The sequence below is a fragment of the Paraburkholderia sp. RL17-347-BIC-D genome (genome assembly GCF_046027915.1).
GTDB lineage: Bacteria > Pseudomonadota > Gammaproteobacteria > Burkholderiales > Burkholderiaceae > Paraburkholderia.
The window spans coordinates 18678-38220 of record NZ_JARESS010000029.1 but is presented as its reverse complement, the minus strand read 5'-3'; the positions used below and the strand labels follow the sequence as shown (position 1 = coordinate 38220).

Here is a 19543-nt window from a genome sequence, read left to right as displayed (position 1 = left end):
GATTCCTGATATGCAAGCCCACTCATTCGATAACGTCGTGCTGACGGCCGGCGTGGAAGTGCCGTACCAGCGACAGGCGAGCGCTGCGTCAACGGGAGATCTGCTCGCGCAGGCATTCGGCGCGGCCCTCGTTCAGTCGGGTTTCTCGCCGAAGGACATAGACGGGCTCGGTGTAGCGTCGTTCACGCTCGCACCCGATCACGCGATCGACCTTGCGTGGCGACTCGGCCTGAGCCCGCGCTGGTGCATGGACGATTGTCACGGCGGCGCGAGCGCCATCAACCTGCTGCAGCATGCAATACGCGCGATTCAGCACGGCGACGCGAATGTCATTGCCCTCGTATCCGGAGACCGCTTCGAGCCGGCTGACTTCAAACAACTGGTCGAGCATTACAACCTGACGACACGCACCTGGCTGCGTCCGCTGGAGAACGGTGGCCCGAACAGCCTGTTCGCCATGCTCACGCAGCGTCACGCGAAGCGATACGGTCTGACGCGCCGCGATTATGGTGCGCTCTGTGTCGCGCAACGCGCATGGGCCGCGTTGAACCCACATGCCGTCTACCGCACGCCGTTGACGATCGACGACTATCTCGAAGCGCCGATCGTCGCTGAACCGCTGGGACGCTTCGACTGCGTGCCCGTGGTGTGCGGCGCGAACGCGGTGATCGTCGCTCGCGCCGACCTCGTGCGCAACGCGATGAACGTGCGCGTGCGCGCGCTGCAATGCTGCTACAACCTGGACCACCAGGCGGGCGATGGTTTGCAGACTTCGTTGGCGGCGATCGCCAGTGATTTGTGGCGGCAGGCCGGCGCGACGCCGGAGGACATGGACATGGTGTCCGTCTACGACGACTACCCCGTTATGACGCTGGTGCAGCTCGCGGATCTCGGCTTCGCCCGTGACGGCGACCTGCGCGAGTTGATCTCTCGTATCGGCTCGCGCGCGCTCGCCGTCAACACATCGGGTGGGCAACTATCCGCGGGACAGGCCGGCGCCGCTGGCGGCATGCACGGCCTCGTCGAGGCGATCACGCAATTGCGTGGCGCGGCGGGCGAGCGGCAGGTGGCCGACGCGCAGTTGGCGGTCGTGAGCGGGTACGGCATGGTCGAGTATCGCTACGGGATGTGCGCGAATGCTGTCGTACTTGAAAGCGACCGGCGAGGTGCGCAATGACTCTCAAGGTATCTCAATGCACCCAGTGCGGGATGACGCTATTCCCGGCTCGGTATTTTTGCCCCGCATGTGGCGGCGGCCAGTGGCGTGAATGTGCGGTGGAACACGGCAGCGTTGCCGAATCGACGGTCGTGCGGCATCGCGTCGGCGCGCAGGGCGGTGGCAATGTGCATCTCGCGAGCGTGGCAACGAGCGCCGGGCCCATCGTCATCGCGCGGCTCGCGGCTGGCATGCAGCCCGGCGATTCGGTGAGTCTCGACGTGGACGATAGCGGTCGTATTGTCGGCCGCGCGGTTTGAGGCCGCGCGGCGTCGAGTGCGGATGCAGGTGAAAAGCAAAGTAAAACGTTCGGAGGTCGTGATGCAGGTTGATGGCTGTGTAGCGTTTGTGAGCGGAGCCAATCGCGGGGTCGGCGCGTGTTTCGTGAAGATGCTGTTGGAGCAGGGCGCGCGAAAGGTGTACGCGAGTGCACGCGACATCAGCGTGCTGGACGACCGTGACCCGCGTGTCGTGCCGGTCGCACTCGACATTACGAATGCGGAGCAGGTGGCGCGCGCGGCCGCCGTGGCGAGCGATGTCAACCTCCTCGTGAACAATGCCGGCATCAACCGTCTGGAGCCTGCGCTTGCCGCAACCGATCTGAACGCGGCGCGCGCCGAGATGGAGGTCAACTACTTCGGCACGCTGAACATGATTCGCGCGTTCGCGCCGTCGCTGCGACTGAGTGGCGGAGCGATCGTCAATATGTCGTCGATTCTCGCGCGCGTCGCGTTGCCGGCCATGGCGTCGCTCTGCGCGTCGAAGGCGGCTGCGCTTCGGATGACCGAAGCCGTGCGCGCCGAGCTTGCCCCGCATGGGGTGCGCGTGCTGTCGATTCTCCCGGGCGCGGTCGACACCGACATGAGCCGCGATTTTCCCCCGCCGAAGATTCCAGTTGCCGAGGTCGTCGATGCGGCTTTTGCGGCGCTGAGGGACGGCAACGACGAGGTCTATGTCGGCGCCATGGCCCAACAGATCGCCGCCGGCCTGGCGACGGACCGGCTGGCGGTGCAGTTGAGCCTCGCACGCGGCGCATGAAAGAACGGTAGGTGATGCACCAACACTTTCAGAAGGAAAGGAACGGATCATGAGCGGTGAGTTCATCCAGATCAATGCAGGCAATGGACAGACGTTTTCTGCATACATGGCAAAACCCAGGCAAGGCTCGGGGCCCGGCCTGATTCTGTTGCAGGAGATTTTCGGCATCAACGGATACATGAAGGCGATGGCCGATCGCTTCGCGGAGGAAGGCTACGTGGTGCTGGTGCCGGATCTGTTCTGGCGCATGCAACCGCGCGTCGAGCTTGGGTACGGCGAAGCGGACTTTGCTGCCGCGCTCGACTACAACGCGCGACTCGACCTTGGACTCGCGGTCGAAGACATCGCCTCGACCCTCACGGCGCTGCGCGCGTTGCCGCAACAGGCAGGCAAGGTTGGTGCGCTTGGATACTGCCTCGGCGGGAAATTGGCGATGCTTGCCGCTGCGCGGACGGAGATCGATTGCGCGGTGAGTTATTACGGTGTGGGCCTCGACGCGTTTCTGGATGAGGTGCCCTCGATCCGATGCCCGATGGTGTTCCATTTTGCCGGCCGGGATGCGCTGTGCCCGCCCGCGATGCGCGAGAAGATCCAGGCGGCATTCAGCGAGAATCCGCAGATTGAGCAGTACGTGTACCAGGATTGCGATCACGCATTCGCGACCCCGGAGCGCGAGCACTTCGACAAACCGGCCGCCATGATGGCGTATTCGCGCTCGCTTGCGATGCTGCGCAAAGTGTTGGGGCCGATCTACGACCTGAATGCGCTGTGGGATTTGCACTGCCACTATGAATTCGCCACACGCGACGTCAACGCGATCATGCCCACCATGGTCGCCGAGCCGTACGTCAACCACGTGCCGACCCTGACAGGTGGAGTCGGGCATGACGAGCTCAAGCGTTTTTATAAATACCACTTTGTTGACGCGAATCCCGACGACACGCGGCTCATTCCGCTGTCCCGCACCATCGGGTCGGACCGGATCGTCGACGAGTTCGTGTTCTGCGCAACCCACGATCGTGAGATCGACTGGCTGCTGCCGGGGCTGGCGCCTACCGGAAGGTACATCGAGATTCCGATGCTGGCTGTCGTGTGCTTTCGGGGCGACAAGCTGTACAACGAGCATATCTATTGGGATCAGGCCTCGGTGCTCGTGCAGATCGGTGTGCTTGATCCGACGGGGCTGCCCATTGCCGGGATTGAAACTGCCAGGAAGATGGTTGATGAGAACTTGCCAGGCAACACGCTGATGCGCAATTGGGCGTCCAGCGAGGGCAAGCCGATCTGACTCACGATCATGTGCTGCCTGCTCCGGGTGAAAGCAGGCAGCAATAGTTGGAAGGCTGAGCAAATCATCTTTCTACGCGCTTTCTATTTACTTCGGTATGCAAACAAAAACGCAAGATAACTAACCAAGGAAAAATCGTGAAGAAGCTGCTCGTTGCTTTTCCCGCAATGCTATTCATCAGTCTCGGGGCATATGCCCAGAGCAGCGTGACGATCTACGGCATCATAGACGACGGGCTGACCTGGTCGAGCAATCAGGGCGGCAAGAGCGCCTGGCAGATGCAGGGCAGCATCTCGCAAGGCAATCGGTGGGGGCTCAGAGGCGTGGAAGACCTGGGAGGCGGCACGACGGCAATCTTCAGGCTCGAGAGCGGCTTTAACGTCAACACCGGCGCGTTGAGTCAAGGCGGCCGGCTGTTCGGCCGGCTGGCCTATGTGGGTCTGTCCGACAACCGCTACGGCACGCTGACGCTCGGGCGGCAGGGCGAAGAAGTGGGCGACTATATTGGCCCGCTGTCCGCCAACGGCATCTTGCCAGGCGGCATTCTGTTTCCGCATCCTGGCGATCTAGACAACAACGGTGTCGATTTTCACCTGCAAAACGCCGTCAAGTACGTGTCGCCGACCATTGCCGGCTTCACGGGTGTCGCCACCTATAGCTTCGGCGGTGTCGCGGGCGATTTTGCACGTTTCGGCGCAAAATCTTTCGCGCTTCAGTACGCAAATGGAAATCTGCAGTTGGTGGGCGCCTACACATCGATCGACCATCCGGCCACCGCCGTATCGGAAGGGGTGTGGACGGCCACCAACACGGTCGACGGCAACTATGGTCTTGCCGCCGGCAGCTACAAAGTGTTTGGCCTCGGCGCCGCCTACGCGTTCGGTGCGGCAAAGATCAGCGCCGACTGGACTCACACACAGTTCGGCGACCTCGACCCTAGCCTGGGCGCGAAAATCAACGGACATGTGACCTTCAATATCGGCGAGGTCGTGGCCAGTTACATGATCACGCCGGCGCTGCAGCTTGGCGTGGCGTACAGCTATACCGAAGGCAACGTCTCCGCAACCGGGCAGGAACCGCACTATCACGAGGTGGATGCGAGTGCGGACTATTTCCTGTCGAAGAGCACCGACGTGTACGGATCGGCAACGTATATGCGCGCCGGAGGCGGCGCGGTCGCCGATCTTGCGCCCGTTTTGCAAGCGTCGAGTTCGGCGAATCAGATCGCGCTGCGGGTGGGGATTCGCAAGAAGTTCTAGTTATCGCGGGGGCTTTGGATCGTTTTCCACGGACCGCGCGAGCGCGAATAACCACCACAAAATGATGCAAGCGTAAATTTGCACTCGTATACTGGCGCCTATATCAGTCAAGGAAACAGTATGCGGCGAGTGATCGTACGGCGGTCGTCGGTCCACGGGAAGGGTGTGTTCGCGATGCGGCCGCTCGCGGCGGGTGAGTGCGTGCTTGAATACCGGGGCGAATTGACGAGCTGGCGGGAAGCCGTGCGCCGGCACCGGCGCGAAGGTGTCGCCGGGCACACGTTTCTGTTTGGCCTGTCGGACGGACGCGTGATCGACGGAAGCCGTGGTGGCAATAGTGCGCGATGGCTGAACCATGCATGTGCGCCGAACTGCGAGACCATCGAAGATACTGGCCGCATCTTCATTCACACGATCCGGCCGATTGAAGCGGGTGAAGAACTGTTTATCGAGTACCTGCTGACGACCGACGATCCCTCGGACGAAGACGTTCGAGCCCAATACACTTGCCGGTGTGCCGCAGTGGGGTGTCGTCAGTCGATGCTGGCGGCTGTCGCGTGATTCAGCCGGTCCGCCTCGACTCATAACCGGAGAACGTCGTCGAATTCGGCAACGCGTACATCGTCCATACTGCGACGCCCGATTGAAGGACCTAAACGGGCCGCCTTCCAATCCGCAAGACTGGCACAATCGGGAGGATATTCGATCCGCTTGGGAATCCTCATGCCAGACGCTATGACGTCGTCGCCGCCTTCACCCCGCATCGGCCCGCTCTTTGCCCTATTTCCCTTCCTGCGCCCCTATGCCGGCCGCTGGGCGCTCGCGTTCCTCGCGCTGGTGACCTCGGCAGGCGCCACACTGGTGTTGCCGGTGGCGTTCAAATACCTGATCGATCGTGGCTTCGCCGCGGGCGACCGGGGGCACATCGATCGCTATTTCCTCGCGCTATTGATCGTTTCGCTGGTACTGGCCGGTGCCACGGCGCTGCGCTTCTACCTCGTGTCATGGCTGGGCGAGCGGGTCACGGCCGACTTGCGGCGTGCGGTCTACGATCACGTGCTGCAGATGAGCCCGCAGTTCTTCGAGACCACGCAAACCGGCGAGGTGCTGTCACGGCTCACCGCCGACACCACCTTGATCCAGACGGTGGTGGGCACCAGCCTGTCGCTGGGATTGCGCAACTTCTTCCTGTTGACCGGCGGCGTGGCCATGCTCGCGGTGACGAGCCCGGTGCTGTCCGGCTACATCATCGCGACGCTGGTCGTGGTGGTCGCGCCTATCGTGATCTTCGGCCGGCGCGTGCGGCGGCTCTCGCGCGCGAGCCAGGACAAGATCGCGAACACTAGCGCGCTGGCGGGCGAGGTGCTCAATGCCATGCCGACCGTGCAGTCGTACACGCAGGAACCCTTTGAAACACGCCGGTTTGCCGGCGCGGTGGAGGCGGCCTTCGAGACCGCGCTCACGCGCATTCGCGCGCGCGCCTGGTTGACCGCCGTGGTGATCGTGCTGGTGTTCACCGCCATCGTATTCGTGCTGTGGCTCGGAGCGCAGGCAGTGCTGGCCGGGCGGATGACAGCGGGCCAATTGTCCCAGTTCATCCTCTACGCGGTGTTCACGGCGGGCGCCGTGGGCGCGGTCGCCGAGGTGTGGGGCGATCTGCAGCGCGCTGCCGGCGCCACCGAACGTTTGCTGCAATTGCTGGCGGCGCGCTCGCCGGTGGTGGAGGCCGAGACGACGGTCACGCTGCCTGCGCGAGGCGAGGGCATCCGCTTCGACGAGGTCAGCTTCTCGTATCCGTCGCGCCCGGGCATCGCGGCGCTTTCTGCGGTCTCGCTCGATGTCCGTCCGGGCGAACATGTCGCACTGGTCGGCCCGTCCGGCGCGGGCAAGACCACGTTGTTCCAGTTGCTGCTGCGCTTTTACGATCCACAAGCCGGCCGCATTCTGATCAACGGCGTCCCGAACCGTGACGTGCCGCTCGCTGAATTGCGCAAGGAAATTGGCGTGGTGCTGCAGGAATCGGTGATCTTTTCCGGGAGCGTACTCGACAATATCCGCTATGGCGCGCCGGAAGCCACGCTCGCGCAGGTCCAGCGGGCTGCCGATATGGCCGCTGCGGCCGGCTTTATCGAAGAACTACCGCAGGGCTACGACACCTTTCTCGGCGAGCGCGGCGTGCGCCTGTCCGGCGGACAACGCCAGCGCATTGCGATCGCTCGCGCGATCCTGAAGAATCCGCCCATCCTGCTGCTGGACGAAGCGACCAGTGCACTCGATGCCGCCAGCGAACGGCTGGTGCAAAAGGCGCTGGACAATGCCGCGCAGAATCGCACCACGCTGGTCATTGCACACCGCCTGGCGACCGTCCAGCAGGCCGATCGCATTGTCGTGCTTGAACAGGGGCGTATCGTCGCGCAGGGTCGTCACGCGGAGCTCCTGCTGAGCTCGCCGCTCTATGCTCAGCTCGCTGCGTTGCAGTTCGGCGAGCAGTTGGGGCAAACGGCGCAGCGCGGCGCCGTGAGCGATCCTATTGGTTCGACGTAAGGTCGACGCAAGCTTGGCAAAGGGCGCAAAACCGGCCGCACGGGCGGCCAGGATCAACGACTACGGCTAGTGATCGAACGCGCGCCGTCCGTGACAGCGTCCGTGCAATGACAGCACGCGACTCACAGCTTGCGGCCCGCTTTCTTTTTCTGGTCGTACAGCAAAGCGCCGGTTTCAACCGGAATGAACGGGGCCTGAAAATGATCAATCAGAAAATCGATGAATGCCCGGGCGCGCGCTGTCTGGTTTCGCTGGCTGGGATAGTAGACAAACAGATCGGCCGACGGCAGTACCGTATTGGGCAAAACCAGTTTTAGGCGGCCGCTTTGAACGTACTTCGCCAGATCCCATTCGGAACGAATCAATATCCCATGTCCGTCGAGCGCCCACCGCAGCACGATATCGCCATCATTGCTCGAAAGCGCGCCTTTGACCTTCAACGCTTCGGTGTGGTCCCCCTGCATATACCGCCACACGCCATAAGCATCGTCGTTCTGGCGATGAATGATGCAACGGTGCCGAACCAGATCCTCTATGCGCTCCGGCGTCCCAAATCGTTCGAGGTATTTCGGGGAGGCGCAAAGAAAGCGGCGATTGCTCATGATGCGCCGGGCGCTAAGCCGGCTGTCAGGAAGCGTTCCAAAACGGATCGCCATGTCGAACGCTTCCTCGACCAGATCGATGGGCCGGTCCGTCACTTCAAACTGGATCTCCACGTTGGGAAAGCGCTTCGCGAATTCGGACACGAGCGGCGCGATGGCCGTGCGCCCGAAACCGAGCGTCGCATTGACGCGTAACAGTCCATGGGGATCGGATCGCGCCCCCGATATCTCGTCCTCCATCTGCCGGACTTGCCCGACGATCTGTGTTGCGTAGCGCAGGTAGGTCTCGCCCTCCGGCGTCAGGCTGACACTGCGCGTTGTCCTGTTGACCAACCGCGCCCCCAGTTTCTGTTCCATCAGCCCAAGGCGTTTGGTCGCGGCCGGCGGCGTGAGATCGAGCGCGCGCGCCGCCCCCGACAAGCTTTTGAGTTTGGCGAGGAGGATGAAAAACTCGAAGTCGGATGCCGAGTCAGTTGTCACTTTGGCTGTTCACCTAAAGTAAAAAATGAAATGAATCTAAGCGAATTCTAACGCGTCATTTCGCGGATAACCTAGTTTCCATTGCAGCCAGACGCATGCGATACGTGCCCAAAACTCAGGAGACACCGTCATGAGAATCGTTGAAATCCGCGAAAAGACCGTTCCGATCAGTTCCCCGATCCGCAATGCCTACATTGACTTCAGCAAGATGACGCTGAGTCTCGTCGCCGTGGTGACGGACGTCATCCGCGACGGCAAGCCGGTGGTGGGTTACGGCTTCAATTCGAACGGCCGCTACGGCCAGGGCAAGCTGATGCGCGAGCGCTTCATTCCGCGCGTTCTCGAAGCCGACCCCGCCACGCTCGTCAACGACACCGGCGACAACCTCGATCCGCACAAGATCTGGGCGACCATGTTCATGAACGAAAAGCCGGGCGGCCACGGCGAGCGGTCGGTCGCGATCGGCACCATCGACATGGCGATCTGGGATGCGGTGGCGAAGATCGAAGGCAAGCCGCTGTTCCAGTTGCTGGCCGACCGCTACGGTAATGGTCAGCCCGATCGCAAGATTTTCGTGTACGCGGCCGGTGGCTACTACTACCCAGGCCAGGACCACGGGAAGCTGAAAGACGAAATGCGCAGCTATATCGACCGCGGCTATACGGTCGTGAAGAAGAAGATCGGCGGCGCTTCGCTCGACGAAGATCTGCGCCGCATCGACTCGATTCTGAGCGTACTGGGCGACGGACAAAAACTCGCTGTCGACGCCAACGGCCGCTTCGACCTCGACACGGCGATCCAGTACGCGAAGGCACTCTCGCAATACGACCTGTTCTGGTACGAAGAGCCGGGCGACCCGCTCGATTACGAATTGCAGGCCACGCTACGCAACTACTACGACAAGCCGATGGCGACCGGCGAAGACCTGTTCTCGATGCAGGATGCCCGCAACCTGATCCGTTACGGCGGCATGCGCCCGGATCGCGACTGGTTGCAATTCGACTGCGCGCTGAGCTACGGCCTCGTCGAGTATCTGCGCACGCTGGACATGCTGCGCCAGCACGGCTGGTCACCGAGCCGCTGCATTCCGCACGGCGGCCATCAGATGTCGTTGAACATCGCGGCCGGACTTGGCCTCGGCGGCAACGAATCCTATCCGGACCTGTTCCAGCCTTACGGCGGCTTCCCCGACGGCGTGAAGGTGGAAAAAGGCTTCATCACGATGCCTGATCTGCCGGGCATCGGCTTCGAAGGAAAAGCCGATCTCTTCGTCGAGATGCAAAAGCTGTCCGCATAAGCCGTAGTCCGACAAAACGCGCCGACAACAAGCGTCGGCGTAGCGTTGATAAAAATAGACAAAGAACGCTGGCGAAATCGGTTCGTACTCTCCCCAACGGTAAATCCCGCTGCCGGGAGTACGAATCTGACTTTCATTAGAAGATGCCACGCATAGGAGACAGTCATGCGGGTTTCAAAGATCGGAAAATCTCTTTCCAAGCTCTACGTACAGGTTCTGATTGGCATTATTGCCGGTGTCCTCGTCGGGCATTTCTACCCTGACCTCGGTTCTCAACTCAAACCACTCGGAGACCTGTTCATCAAACTGATCCGGATGCTGCTCGCTCCGATCATTTTTGCATCCGTTGTGGTCGGCATTGCCCGCATGACAGACCTTCATGAGGCCGGCCGCGTCGGCGTCAAGGCGGTCGTCTACTTCGAAATTGCATCGACGATCGCGCTCGCTGTCGGACTTGTTATCGTGAACGTCATCAAGCCGGGCAGCGGTATGAACATCGACCCCGCGCATATCGACAGTTCAGCGATCTCCACCTATACGCACGCAGCGCAACAGCACGGGATGCTCGACTTCTTCATGAGCATCGTTCCGAACAGCATTGTCGGAGCGTTCGCGAATGGGGATATCCTGCCGATCATCTTCTTCTCGCTTCTGTTTGCCATCGCGCTCGCCAGGCTGGGGCCTCGCACCGCGCCGTTCGTCGATATGCTCGACATGTTCCTCCAGGGCATGTTCGGCGTCGTGCGAATCGTCATGTATGTCGCGCCCATCGGTGCCTTTGGCGGCATGGCATTCACCATCGCGAAGTACGGAATCGGCACGCTGGCGTCGTTCGGCCAACTGATGCTGTGCCTCTACCTGACCTCGATTTTCTTTGTAGTCGTGGTGCTGGGTCTGGTGATGCGGATGAGCGGGCTGTCGCTGTGGAAGTATCTCCGCTACATCAAAGACGAAATCTTCATTACCCTCGGCACCGCTTCGACTGAAGCAGTACTCCCGCAGATGCTCATCAAGATGGAGAAGCTGGGGTGCTCACGGCCCGTGGTCGGGATGGTGTTGCCCACAGGCTATACCTTCAATGCCGATGGGACGGCGATTTACCTGACCATGGCCTCGATGTTCGTCGCGCAAGCGATGAATATCCACCTGACGATCTGGGACCAGTTGCTGCTGCTCGGCGTGCTGTTGCTGACATCCAAGGGGTCCGCGGGTGTGGCCGGAGCCGGATTCGTCGCGCTGGCTGCCACGCTGGCCTCGATGCACAAAATCCCCGTGTCCGGACTGGTGCTGCTGCTAGGTGTCGATCGCTTTCTCAACGAGGCTCGTGCGGTCACGAATCTGATCGGCAACGGGGTGGCGACCATTGTGGTAGCTCGATGGGAAGGGGCGCTGGATATGAACAAGGCCCGCGCGATGCTCGACCGTACCGACACGAGCATCGATGTATTGGAGTCCGCCGACAGCGTGGCGCCGCCAGATCGGACGCCTTCGAAAGACGCCATGATCCGGTCTCACATCCACTGAGCCATTCAGTCAACGCGCCGACAGGTTCAAGCGGGCTCGTGCAGAATCGACGAATCGAATGGCGCCATCCTGCGCAGCGCGAGACGAAAGTCGCGCGCGATCGACGAGAGCGCGGCATCGCGCCGGCGAATCAGACCGATGGTTCGCGCGACCGTCGGATCAACCAGAGGCCGGATCGCGATGCGCGCGTGCGCGTCGCGCGGCGCCGCGCAACGCGGAATGATGGAGATGCCGAGTCCCGCTTCGACGAGCCCCAATGAAGTGGTCAGATGCTCGATCTCGATCAGCCGGTCGGGGCGCCAGTCGATATCCCTGAGCGCGGCGTCGAGCATGCGCCGGTTGCCGCTCGAGGTGCCGGAAACGATCAGCGGCCACGGCCGCAACTCAGGCCACGTCACGTGCTCGCTCGCGGCGAGCGGATGATCCGCGGGACAGGCCAGCACGTACGGATCCACAAGCAGTTCGTCGATTTCAAGCTCCGGCGATTCGTTCACCAGAAACGCAATGCCGAATTCCGCCTCGCCGTTCGCGACACGCTGCACGACCGTCGCAAGGTTGGCCTCGATGAGCCTGAGCCGCACTTCAGGGCGCCGCTTGTGATAACTGCTGACGATTTTCGGCAGCATGAATTTGGCTACCGTCGGAATGCACGCGATGGTCAACTGACCGGTACGGATACGCGTCGCTTCGCTCACGAGTTCGAGCGATGCATCGAGCTCACGCAACACGCCCTGCGCGCGCGGCAACAGCAATTCGCCGGAACTGGTGAGCGCGACGGTACGTGTGGTGCGTTCGAACAGCATGGCGTCGAGCGCTTCCTCGAGCCGTTTGATGCGCCGCGTCAAAGCGGACGCGGACAGGTTCAGTTCGATCGCCGCGTCGTTGAACGACGCGTGCGACGCGACCGCGACGAAAGCCCGCAATGCGTCGAGATCGACACCCGGAAAACGGTTCATCTGCACCCCGCTGACTCTTGCATGTGACGCAATAATAATCACGTCGCGTGCAATTCACAAACGCGTTCGGGCTGCGGATACTGAAGGCACGACATTTCCGTGCAACCCAATCCGCGCGATTGCACCCAGAACGGCACCCGAAACGATGAACCAGCACAACGACGTAGGCGCAAACCCTTATACCGGCGGCGTGGCCGCATTCGTTGCGGGCTTGCGCTATGAGGCGATACCGGACGAGGTGCGCGCGCGCATCAAACTGCTGATTCTCGATTCGCTCGGCTGCGCCCTTTTCGGCGCCGGGTTGCCGTGGAGCCGCATTCTTGCGGATACCTTGCAGCGCGTCGATAGCACGCCGGGTTGCCGCGTGTGGGGCATGCCGTTGCGTTTGTCCGCGCCGCACGCGGCGCTCGTCAACGGCACCTTGATCCAGAGTTTCGAACTCGACGACGTGCATCGCGTCGGCGTGCTGCATGTCGGGGCGGTGACCTTGCCGGCCGTGCTCGCCGTCGCCGAACTGCTATCGGTCGGCGCGCCGATGTCAGGCCGCGATTTCCTGCGTGCCTGCGTGGCGGGCTATGAGGTCGGCCCACGCGTGGGCATGTGCATGGGACCGGAGCACATCGCGCAAGGCTGGCATTCGGGCGCGACGGTCGGCGTATTCTCGGCTGCGGCGGGGGCGGCAGCCGCATTGCGGCTCGATGTGGAACAGACGGTGCACGCGCTCGGCATCGGCGGCACCCAGGCGGCGGGGCTGATGGCCGCGCAGTTCGGCGCGATGGTCAAGCGCATGCATGCAGGCCGGGCCGCGCAAAGCGGCCTGTACGGCGCGTTGCTCGCGCAAAACGGTTTCACGGGTATCGTCGACGTGTTTGAAAACCCGTACGGCGGCTTTTGCAGCACGTTCTCGCGTTCGTCGGACCGCTTCGATCTCACCCAGCTCGTGGACGGCCTCGGCGAGCGCTTCGAGACCATGCGCATCGCACTGAAGTTCTACTCGTGCGTGGGCAGCAATCACACCACGCTCGATGCGATCCGCGCGATGCAGGCGCGTCATCCGTTCGGTCCGGACGATATCGAGCGGATCGTCGTGCACGGTTCGCGTGTGACGGTCGATCATGTGGGTTGGAAATACGTGCCGCAGGGGCTGACCTCCGCGCAGCTCAACCTGCCGTATTGCGTCGCAACGCTGCTGCTCGAAGGCGACGTCTTCGTCGACCAGTTCAGCGAGGACAAGGTCGCGGACCCGCAGCGCATGGCGCTGGCCGATCGCGTGCAGGTGGTCGAGGATCCGTCGATTACGGCGCGCGGTTCCATGCTGCGGCATATGGTGCGCGTCGAAGTGCTGTTGCGCGACGGCACGCGGCTCGAAGAAACGGTCGAGGCGCAGCGCGGCAGCGAACACGCGTTCGCGAGCGAAGCGGATATCGTCGGCAAGATGAGAAAGCTCGCCGCGCATCGGATCGACGCGCGGCAGATCGCGCGCATCGTCGACTGGGTGATGCACGCCGAAGATCAGCCGGACGCCAGAGAACTCGCGCGGCTTCTCGCGAGCGCCCCCTGAGGAGCCATCGTGGCCGCGACTGCGCACACACTCCCGTTGTCCGCCACGCCCGCCGCGCGGCGCGAACGGTTGCGCTCGATTATCGGCGGCAGTGCCGGCAACGTTATCGAATGGTACGACTTTCTGGCGTACTCGATTTTCTCGATCTATTTCAGCAAGGCTTTTTTCCCGGGCGGCAATCAGACTGCGCAACTCCTGAATGCGGCGGCTGTCGCGGCGATCGGTTATGTCGTGCGGCCGCTCGGCAGCTGGGCCATCGGCGCGCTCGCCGACCGACGCGGGCGGCGCGTGGCGTTGAGCGTATCGGTGGCGATGATGAGCGTCGGCTCGCTGATTATCGCGTTGACGCCGACGTATGCGTCGATCGGCGTGGCCGCGCCCGCCGTGCTGGTCTGCGCGCGTCTGCTGCAAGGCTTCAGCATGGGCGGGGAAGCGGGCACGAGCGCGACGTATCTGAGCGAAATGGCGCCGACGGGCCGGCGCGGCTTCTTTGTCGGCTTCGTCCAGGTGACGGTGGTGATGGGGCAACTGGTGGCGCTCGCGCTGATGCTCGTGCTGCAACGGTTCGTGTTGACGCCCACGCAACTCGAACAGTGGGGATGGCGGATTCCATTTGCGATCGGCGGCGCGCTGGCCGTCTTCGCGCTGTATCTGCGGCGCGGCATTGCGGAGACCGACGCATTCGAGCGTGAAGGCGGTGCCGGCCTGCGGAAGCAGACGGAGCGGGGCAGTCTGCTGGTGCTGCTGATCCAGCATCGGCGTCAGACGCTGTGGACGATCGGCATCAGCATCGGCGGCACCGTTGCGTTCTACACGTTCACGATCTATCTGCAGAAGTTCATGGTCAACACGACGGGCTTCAGCCGCGACACGGCAACGCTGATCGCAACCGTGGCGCTCGTCATTTACATGGGTTTTCAGCCGCTTTTCGGCCTGTTGTCCGATCTGATCGGACGGCGTCCGGTCATGATGATCTTCGGTGTCGGCGGCACGTTCCTGACGGTGCCTCTGATGCATGCTTTGGGCGCGACTCATAGCGCGCTCACCGCTTTCGCATTGAACCTTGCTGCGCTCGGCATTCTCAGCGGCTTCTCGTCGATTCATTGGCTCGTCAAGTCGGAGCTTTTTCCCGCGAGGGTTCGCGCGCTCGGCGTTGGCCTGCCGTTCGCGATCGTGTCGTCGGTGATGGGCGGCACCACCGAATATCTCGCGTTGCGCTTCAAGCACGCGGGCCACGAATCATGGTTCTTCTATTACGTCAGCGCGTGCGCGGCAGTGTCGCTGCTCACATACGTGTTGATGCCCGAGACGCGCCACCGGTCGGTGATCGACGAAGAAGCGCGCCAGTAATGTGGTCACTGAGGTGGTCACCTCAGTGGTCACCACGCTGATCACCAAGATCAACGGAGACGCTTTCATGCAGCCGGCTTCATTCGCTGGACGCACCGCTGCGCAATTGTTGTCGGAGTACGCGCTCAGCGTGCGCTTCGAGCACTTGCCCGCCGACATCGTGCGGCTTGCCAAAGACTGCCTGATCGACGCGATCGGCGCGGCGTTGTACGGACAGGAGGTGGAAGCCGGCAAGGCCGCGCTGCGCTATGTCAGCCATGCGGCCGCGGGTCCGTGTGCGATTCCTGGCACGAGCCGGCGCGTCGCGCCGGAGGCGGCGGCGTTTGCGGGCGGCGTGCTGGTCCACGCGGCGGAACTCGATAGCTTGCGGCAGCCTGGCGCCGGCGTTCATCCCGGCGCGACGCTGGTGCCGGTTGCGCTTGCCGCCGCGCAGGTTTATGGCGCATCGGGACGCGAAGTGCTGGCGGCGCTCGTCGCCGGTATCGAGGTGCTATTCCGGATCGGCACGGCGACGAAACACTCGGCCGAAGCACGCGGCTTTCATGCGCCGGGTTTGACGGGACCGTTCGGCGCCGCGATCGTAGCGGGCAAGCTGGCCGGCGTCGATGCGGATACATTGAGTCGCGCGTTGGGCATTGCGGGCTCGTTGAGCGGCGGATTGCTCGAATTCGCTAAGTCCGGCGATGGTGGTCTCGTCAAACGCATCCACCTGGGGCGCGCGGCGCAATCGGGCATCGTCGCCGTGCAACTGGCTCAAGCGGGGTTCGACGGGCCGTCGACGGTGCTCGAAGGGCGCTACGGTTTTCTGGAGGCGTATTGCGAGGCCTCGGACGCGGCGCGTCTGACCGCTGGTTTAGGCGCGCACTATGAAACGCCGACGCTGTGCCTGAAGCGCTACGCGTGTCACATCGTGGCGCACACACCGGTCTACGCCGCGCAGCAACTGCGCGCCGCGTACGATATCGACGCGCGCCGCATCATCGCGATCCGGATCGAGGGCGCGCCGCGTCTTGCCGCGAATCACGATATCAAGCTGCCCGCCAATCAGGTGCTCGCTCAATACAGCGTGCCGGTGTGCGTGGCGGCGGCGCTGCTGCACGATGCCGACGATCCGTCGACCTTCGGCGACCACCTGTTGCAAGACGAAGCCATCCGCGAACTCGCGCAGCGCGTGACGCTCGTCGCGACCGACGCCACCGGCCTCGCCACCGTCACACGCATCACGCTCGATAACGGCACGACCTACGAATTGGCGCAGACGGACTTCCCGGGCTGTCCGTCGACGCCGTTCACACCGGCCCAATTGCGCGCCAAGTTCATGCGGATGACGAAGCGGCTGGGCGCAGCGGCGCACGCGTTGTTCGAGCAGTTGGACCGGGTGGAAGACGAAGCGGATCTGCACTGGCTCGACGCGATGTCTGCTTCATCGACCGATCCATTGCACAGATCGCCGCCAGATCTTTCGCTTGTACAAGGAGACCGCTGATGAGCATCGCGAAGACGCTGGGCGAACGCATCGCCGCGTTCACTTCCGCCGACGTGCCCGACGAAGCGTTGCGCTGGGCGCGCATCGGCATCATCGATACGATCGGCGTGACGCTGGCGGGTTCGGCGGAACCCTGCGCGCGGATTGCGCGGACCGTGGCGGCGCCTTCCAACGGAGCCGCGCTCGTGGTCGGCACGCGCGAGCGGATGAAGCCCAGCGACGCAGCGCTCGTCAACGGCACGGCCGCGCATGCGCTCGACTTCGACGATTGCAGCAATACACTCGGCGGTCATCCATCCGCACCGATCCTGCCGGCGCTCTTCGCGCTCGCCGAAGAGGGGCACGCGAGCGGGCGACGCCTCGTCACCGCTTACGTGGCGGGTTTTGAAGCGCAGGCGCGCATTGCGCATGCCGTCAATTTTCATCACTACGACAAAGGCTGGCATCCAACGGCGACGCTCGGCGTATTCGGCGCGTGTGCTGCGTCGGCGCATCTGCTCGAACTGGATGCGGCGCACACGGCGACCGCGTTGTCGATTGCCGCGTCGTTCGCTTCCGGCATCAAGGCCAATTTCGGCACCATGACGAAGCCGTTGCACGTCGGTCATGCGTCGCGCAATGGATTGATCGCGACGCTTCTGGCGCGCGAGGGTTTCAACGCTGGCGACGAAACCTTCGAACATCAACAGGGCTTTTTCAACGTCTACAACGGTGTGGGCCATTACGACGCCGAAGCGGCGCTGACGCATTGGGCCGATCCACTCGACATCGTCGAACCCGGCATTGCGATCAAGCAGTACCCATGCTGCGGCAGCACGCACCCGGCGATCGACGCGATGTTGATGCTCGTCGGCGAATACGGACTGAAGCCGGACGATGTCGAATCGGCTGTGTCGTGGACGCATCCGCGCCGCCTTCAGCATACGAACCGCCCGCAACCGGCCAGTGCGCTCGATGCGAAATTCAGTGTGCAGTACTGCGTGGCGCGCGCGCTGGCGCAGGGGCGCGTGGTGTTGTCCGATTTCGAAGGCGACGCGTACGCCGACCCCGCGATTCGCGCGCTCATGTCGAAGATCGTCGCTGAGCCGGATCCTTTGGCGGACCAGCAAGCGGATCATTTCGGGGCAGAAGTTGTCGTTCAGTTAAGCGATGGGCGGCGTGTGTCGAAACGCGTCGCGCGCGCGGCGGGCCGCACGTCGGCCAATCCGTTGCCGGATGCACGGATCGAAGCCAAGTTTCTCGACTGCGCGAATCACGTATTGACGCCCGATGCGAGCCGCGACGCGTTGGGCATGTTGTGGCGCATCGACGGTATTGAAGACATCAGCACGGTGACTGGTTTATTCGAAGCAGGTTTGCGGCACTGACGCAGTTGTCGGGCCGCGTTGGATAGATTCATACGAACGAGCAGGATAATCGCGCGGCTATGACCGCCGGACAACTTTGCATGGGGCTGGAGTAAGCGCTAAAGCGCTAACTCCAGCCGACAGCTTTGCATGGGACCGGAGTAAGTGCTAAAGCACTAACTCCGGTCGACAAAGGAGACAGGCATGAACGACTCACTCGTCGCCGCGCGCGTCGACCGTTTGCCGAACTCGCGGATGCATCGCGAATGGATGTTCCTGTTCGCGATTCCGCTCTTTTTCGATAGCTGCGATATCAACACGTTCGCGTCGGCGGCGCCCGCGCTGATCCGGCATTGGCATATCGCGATCAATGAAATCGCACTGATCACGTCCGCGAGTTTCATCGGCATGTTCTTCGGCGCGACGCTCGGCGGTTTGCTGTCCGACCGGCTCGGGCGCAAACGCTCGCTGATGCTGTTCGTGCTGATCTCGTCGCTCGGTTCGCTGGCCACCGCGGTCGTGCCTAGCGTCCCGTATCTGTTCGCCGCGCGGGTCGTCACCGGGTTCGGCATTTCCGCGGGCATGGTGACGGTGATGACCTATATCGCCGAACTCTTTCCGGCGCGCTCGCGCGGCACCTGGCAATCGTGGGCCATGGTCATCAACCTGTGCGCGATTCCGTTGACCAACTTCGTCGCGCGGTTGCTCGTGCCGTTCGGACCGGACGGCTGGCGCTGGGTCTTCGTGTGGGGCGCGCTTGGCATTGCGTTTCCGCTGATCGCAAAGCGGCTTCCCGAGTCGCCACGCTGGAGCGCGCGAGCAGGACGCTTCGACGAGGCCGAAGCCGCGCTCTCGGCGATGGAGGCAAGGAGCATCGCCGAAGGTAACGTGCTGAGCTCGCCCGAGGTCGTCGTGCGGCCGCCCGAAGCGCGCGAGCCATGGATGACGATGTTCAACAGCGTCTACCGCCGGCGCACGCTCACGCTCTGCGCGATCTGGCTGCTGCAGACGATCGGCTTCTACGGCTTTGAAGCATGGGTGCCGACCTTGCTGGTGCATCACGGCATCACGATTGCACGCAGCCTCACGTATTTCACGCTGATCAACGTGGGCGCGCCGCTTGGCGCATTGCTCGCGGTCTATCCCGCCGACCGTTTCGAACGCAAGCATCTGATCGCGCTCGTTGCGCTCCTGATCGCGGGATTCGGCCTGCTATACGGGCTGAGCTTCACGCCGGTACTGATCGTGACGTTCGGATTCGCGGTCGGCATGCTGACGCAGACCTTCGCGACGCTACTCTATTCGTACACGCCCGAGCAGTTTCCGACCGGCGTGCGCAATAGCGCAACGGGTCTCACGTATGGCGCGGGCCGGATCGCGAATGTCGCGAATGCCTTCGTGATCGCGGCGATCTACACGAACTACGGCTATGTGACCGTGTTCATGTATATCGCGGGCGCATGGTTCCTGACTGCGTTGATCACGCTCGTCTTCGGCCCGCGGACCACCGGCCGCAGCCTCGAAACACTGAACCCGGTCGTGGATGAAGTGGACGCGGCGTCACTGACGCCGCTCGCTGAATACCCACGACGCTAG

16 protein-coding genes are annotated in these 19543 nt (G+C 62.8%); 14 read left to right on the top strand and 2 right to left on the bottom strand.

Annotated features, from left to right (window positions below):
* Nucleotides 1-10: 10 nt before the first annotated feature.
* The 7 genes from P0D96_RS30870 (at nucleotide 11) to P0D96_RS30840 (ending at nucleotide 7345) form a co-directional block, all read left to right on the top strand.
* Nucleotides 11-1177: a thiolase family protein gene (locus tag P0D96_RS30870; RefSeq protein WP_408317224.1), complete on the top strand. Its 1167-nt coding sequence runs from the start codon at nucleotides 11-13 to the stop codon at nucleotides 1175-1177.
* Nucleotides 1174-1476 carry a zinc ribbon domain-containing protein gene (locus tag P0D96_RS30865; protein ID WP_408317222.1) on the top strand — a complete coding sequence of 101 codons (303 nt, stop codon included), beginning with the start codon at nucleotides 1174-1176 and terminating at the stop codon, nucleotides 1474-1476. The genes P0D96_RS30870 and P0D96_RS30865 overlap by 4 nt, the downstream gene beginning before the upstream one ends.
* A gap of 22 nt (nucleotides 1477-1498) precedes the next feature.
* Nucleotides 1499-2254 carry an SDR family NAD(P)-dependent oxidoreductase gene (locus P0D96_RS30860; RefSeq protein ID WP_408317220.1) on the top strand — a complete coding sequence of 252 codons (756 nt, stop codon included), beginning with the start codon at nucleotides 1499-1501 and terminating at the stop codon, nucleotides 2252-2254.
* A gap of 49 nt (nucleotides 2255-2303) precedes the next feature.
* The gene (locus P0D96_RS30855) at nucleotides 2304-3542 is read left to right on the top strand and encodes a dienelactone hydrolase family protein (protein WP_408181018.1); all 1239 of its coding nucleotides are present in this window, start codon (nucleotides 2304-2306) and stop codon (nucleotides 3540-3542) included.
* Between the two features lie 137 nt (nucleotides 3543-3679).
* Nucleotides 3680-4801, top strand: coding sequence for a porin (locus P0D96_RS30850; protein WP_408181019.1), 1122 nt, complete (start codon nucleotides 3680-3682; stop codon nucleotides 4799-4801).
* Nucleotides 4802-4921: 120 nt separating this feature from the next.
* The gene (locus P0D96_RS30845; protein WP_408317218.1) at nucleotides 4922-5362 is read left to right on the top strand and encodes an SET domain-containing protein; all 441 of its coding nucleotides are present in this window, start codon (nucleotides 4922-4924) and stop codon (nucleotides 5360-5362) included.
* A 162-nt stretch (nucleotides 5363-5524) separates the two neighbouring features.
* A complete protein-coding gene (locus P0D96_RS30840) occupies nucleotides 5525-7345 on the top strand; it encodes an ABC transporter transmembrane domain-containing protein (protein WP_408317216.1) in 1821 nt (606 codons plus the stop codon).
* A 122-nt stretch (nucleotides 7346-7467) separates the two neighbouring features.
* Here P0D96_RS30840 and P0D96_RS30835 read toward each other — a convergent pair whose 3' ends face one another.
* Nucleotides 7468-8427 carry a LysR family transcriptional regulator gene (locus tag P0D96_RS30835; RefSeq protein ID WP_132378492.1) on the bottom strand — a complete coding sequence of 320 codons (960 nt, stop codon included), beginning with the start codon at nucleotides 8425-8427 and terminating at the stop codon, nucleotides 7468-7470.
* A 130-nt stretch (nucleotides 8428-8557) separates the two neighbouring features.
* Between P0D96_RS30835 and P0D96_RS30830 the strand changes: the two genes are divergently transcribed.
* Nucleotides 8558-9724: a mandelate racemase/muconate lactonizing enzyme family protein gene (locus P0D96_RS30830; protein WP_408181021.1), complete on the top strand. Its 1167-nt coding sequence runs from the start codon at nucleotides 8558-8560 to the stop codon at nucleotides 9722-9724.
* Nucleotides 9725-9889: 165 nt separating this feature from the next.
* Nucleotides 9890-11248, top strand: a complete 1359-nt coding sequence (dctA, locus tag P0D96_RS30825; protein ID WP_408317214.1) for a C4-dicarboxylate transporter DctA — start codon at nucleotides 9890-9892, stop codon at nucleotides 11246-11248.
* 26 nt (nucleotides 11249-11274) lie between these two features.
* Here the strand turns inward: dctA and P0D96_RS30820 are convergent, their stop codons facing one another.
* The gene (locus tag P0D96_RS30820) at nucleotides 11275-12204 is read right to left on the bottom strand and encodes a LysR family transcriptional regulator (protein ID WP_408317212.1); all 930 of its coding nucleotides are present in this window, start codon (nucleotides 12202-12204) and stop codon (nucleotides 11275-11277) included.
* Between the two features lie 145 nt (nucleotides 12205-12349).
* Between P0D96_RS30820 and P0D96_RS30815 the strand changes: the two genes are divergently transcribed.
* The 5 genes from P0D96_RS30815 to P0D96_RS30795 all read left to right on the top strand — a co-directional run bounded on the left by P0D96_RS30815 (nucleotide 12350) and on the right by P0D96_RS30795 (nucleotide 19543).
* A complete protein-coding gene (locus P0D96_RS30815; protein WP_132378484.1) occupies nucleotides 12350-13765 on the top strand; it encodes an MmgE/PrpD family protein in 1416 nt (471 codons plus the stop codon).
* 9 nt (nucleotides 13766-13774) lie between these two features.
* Nucleotides 13775-15115, top strand: a complete 1341-nt coding sequence (locus P0D96_RS30810; protein ID WP_342960443.1) for an MFS transporter — start codon at nucleotides 13775-13777, stop codon at nucleotides 15113-15115.
* Nucleotides 15116-15182: 67 nt separating this feature from the next.
* Nucleotides 15183-16601, top strand: coding sequence for an MmgE/PrpD family protein (locus tag P0D96_RS30805; RefSeq protein WP_408317210.1), 1419 nt, complete (start codon nucleotides 15183-15185; stop codon nucleotides 16599-16601).
* The gene (locus P0D96_RS30800; protein ID WP_408317208.1) at nucleotides 16601-17968 is read left to right on the top strand and encodes an MmgE/PrpD family protein; all 1368 of its coding nucleotides are present in this window, start codon (nucleotides 16601-16603) and stop codon (nucleotides 17966-17968) included. Before P0D96_RS30805 ends, P0D96_RS30800 begins: the two co-directional genes overlap by 1 nt.
* 183 nt (nucleotides 17969-18151) lie before the next feature.
* Nucleotides 18152-19543 carry an MFS transporter gene (locus tag P0D96_RS30795; protein ID WP_408181028.1) on the top strand — a complete coding sequence of 464 codons (1392 nt, stop codon included), beginning with the start codon at nucleotides 18152-18154 and terminating at the stop codon, nucleotides 19541-19543.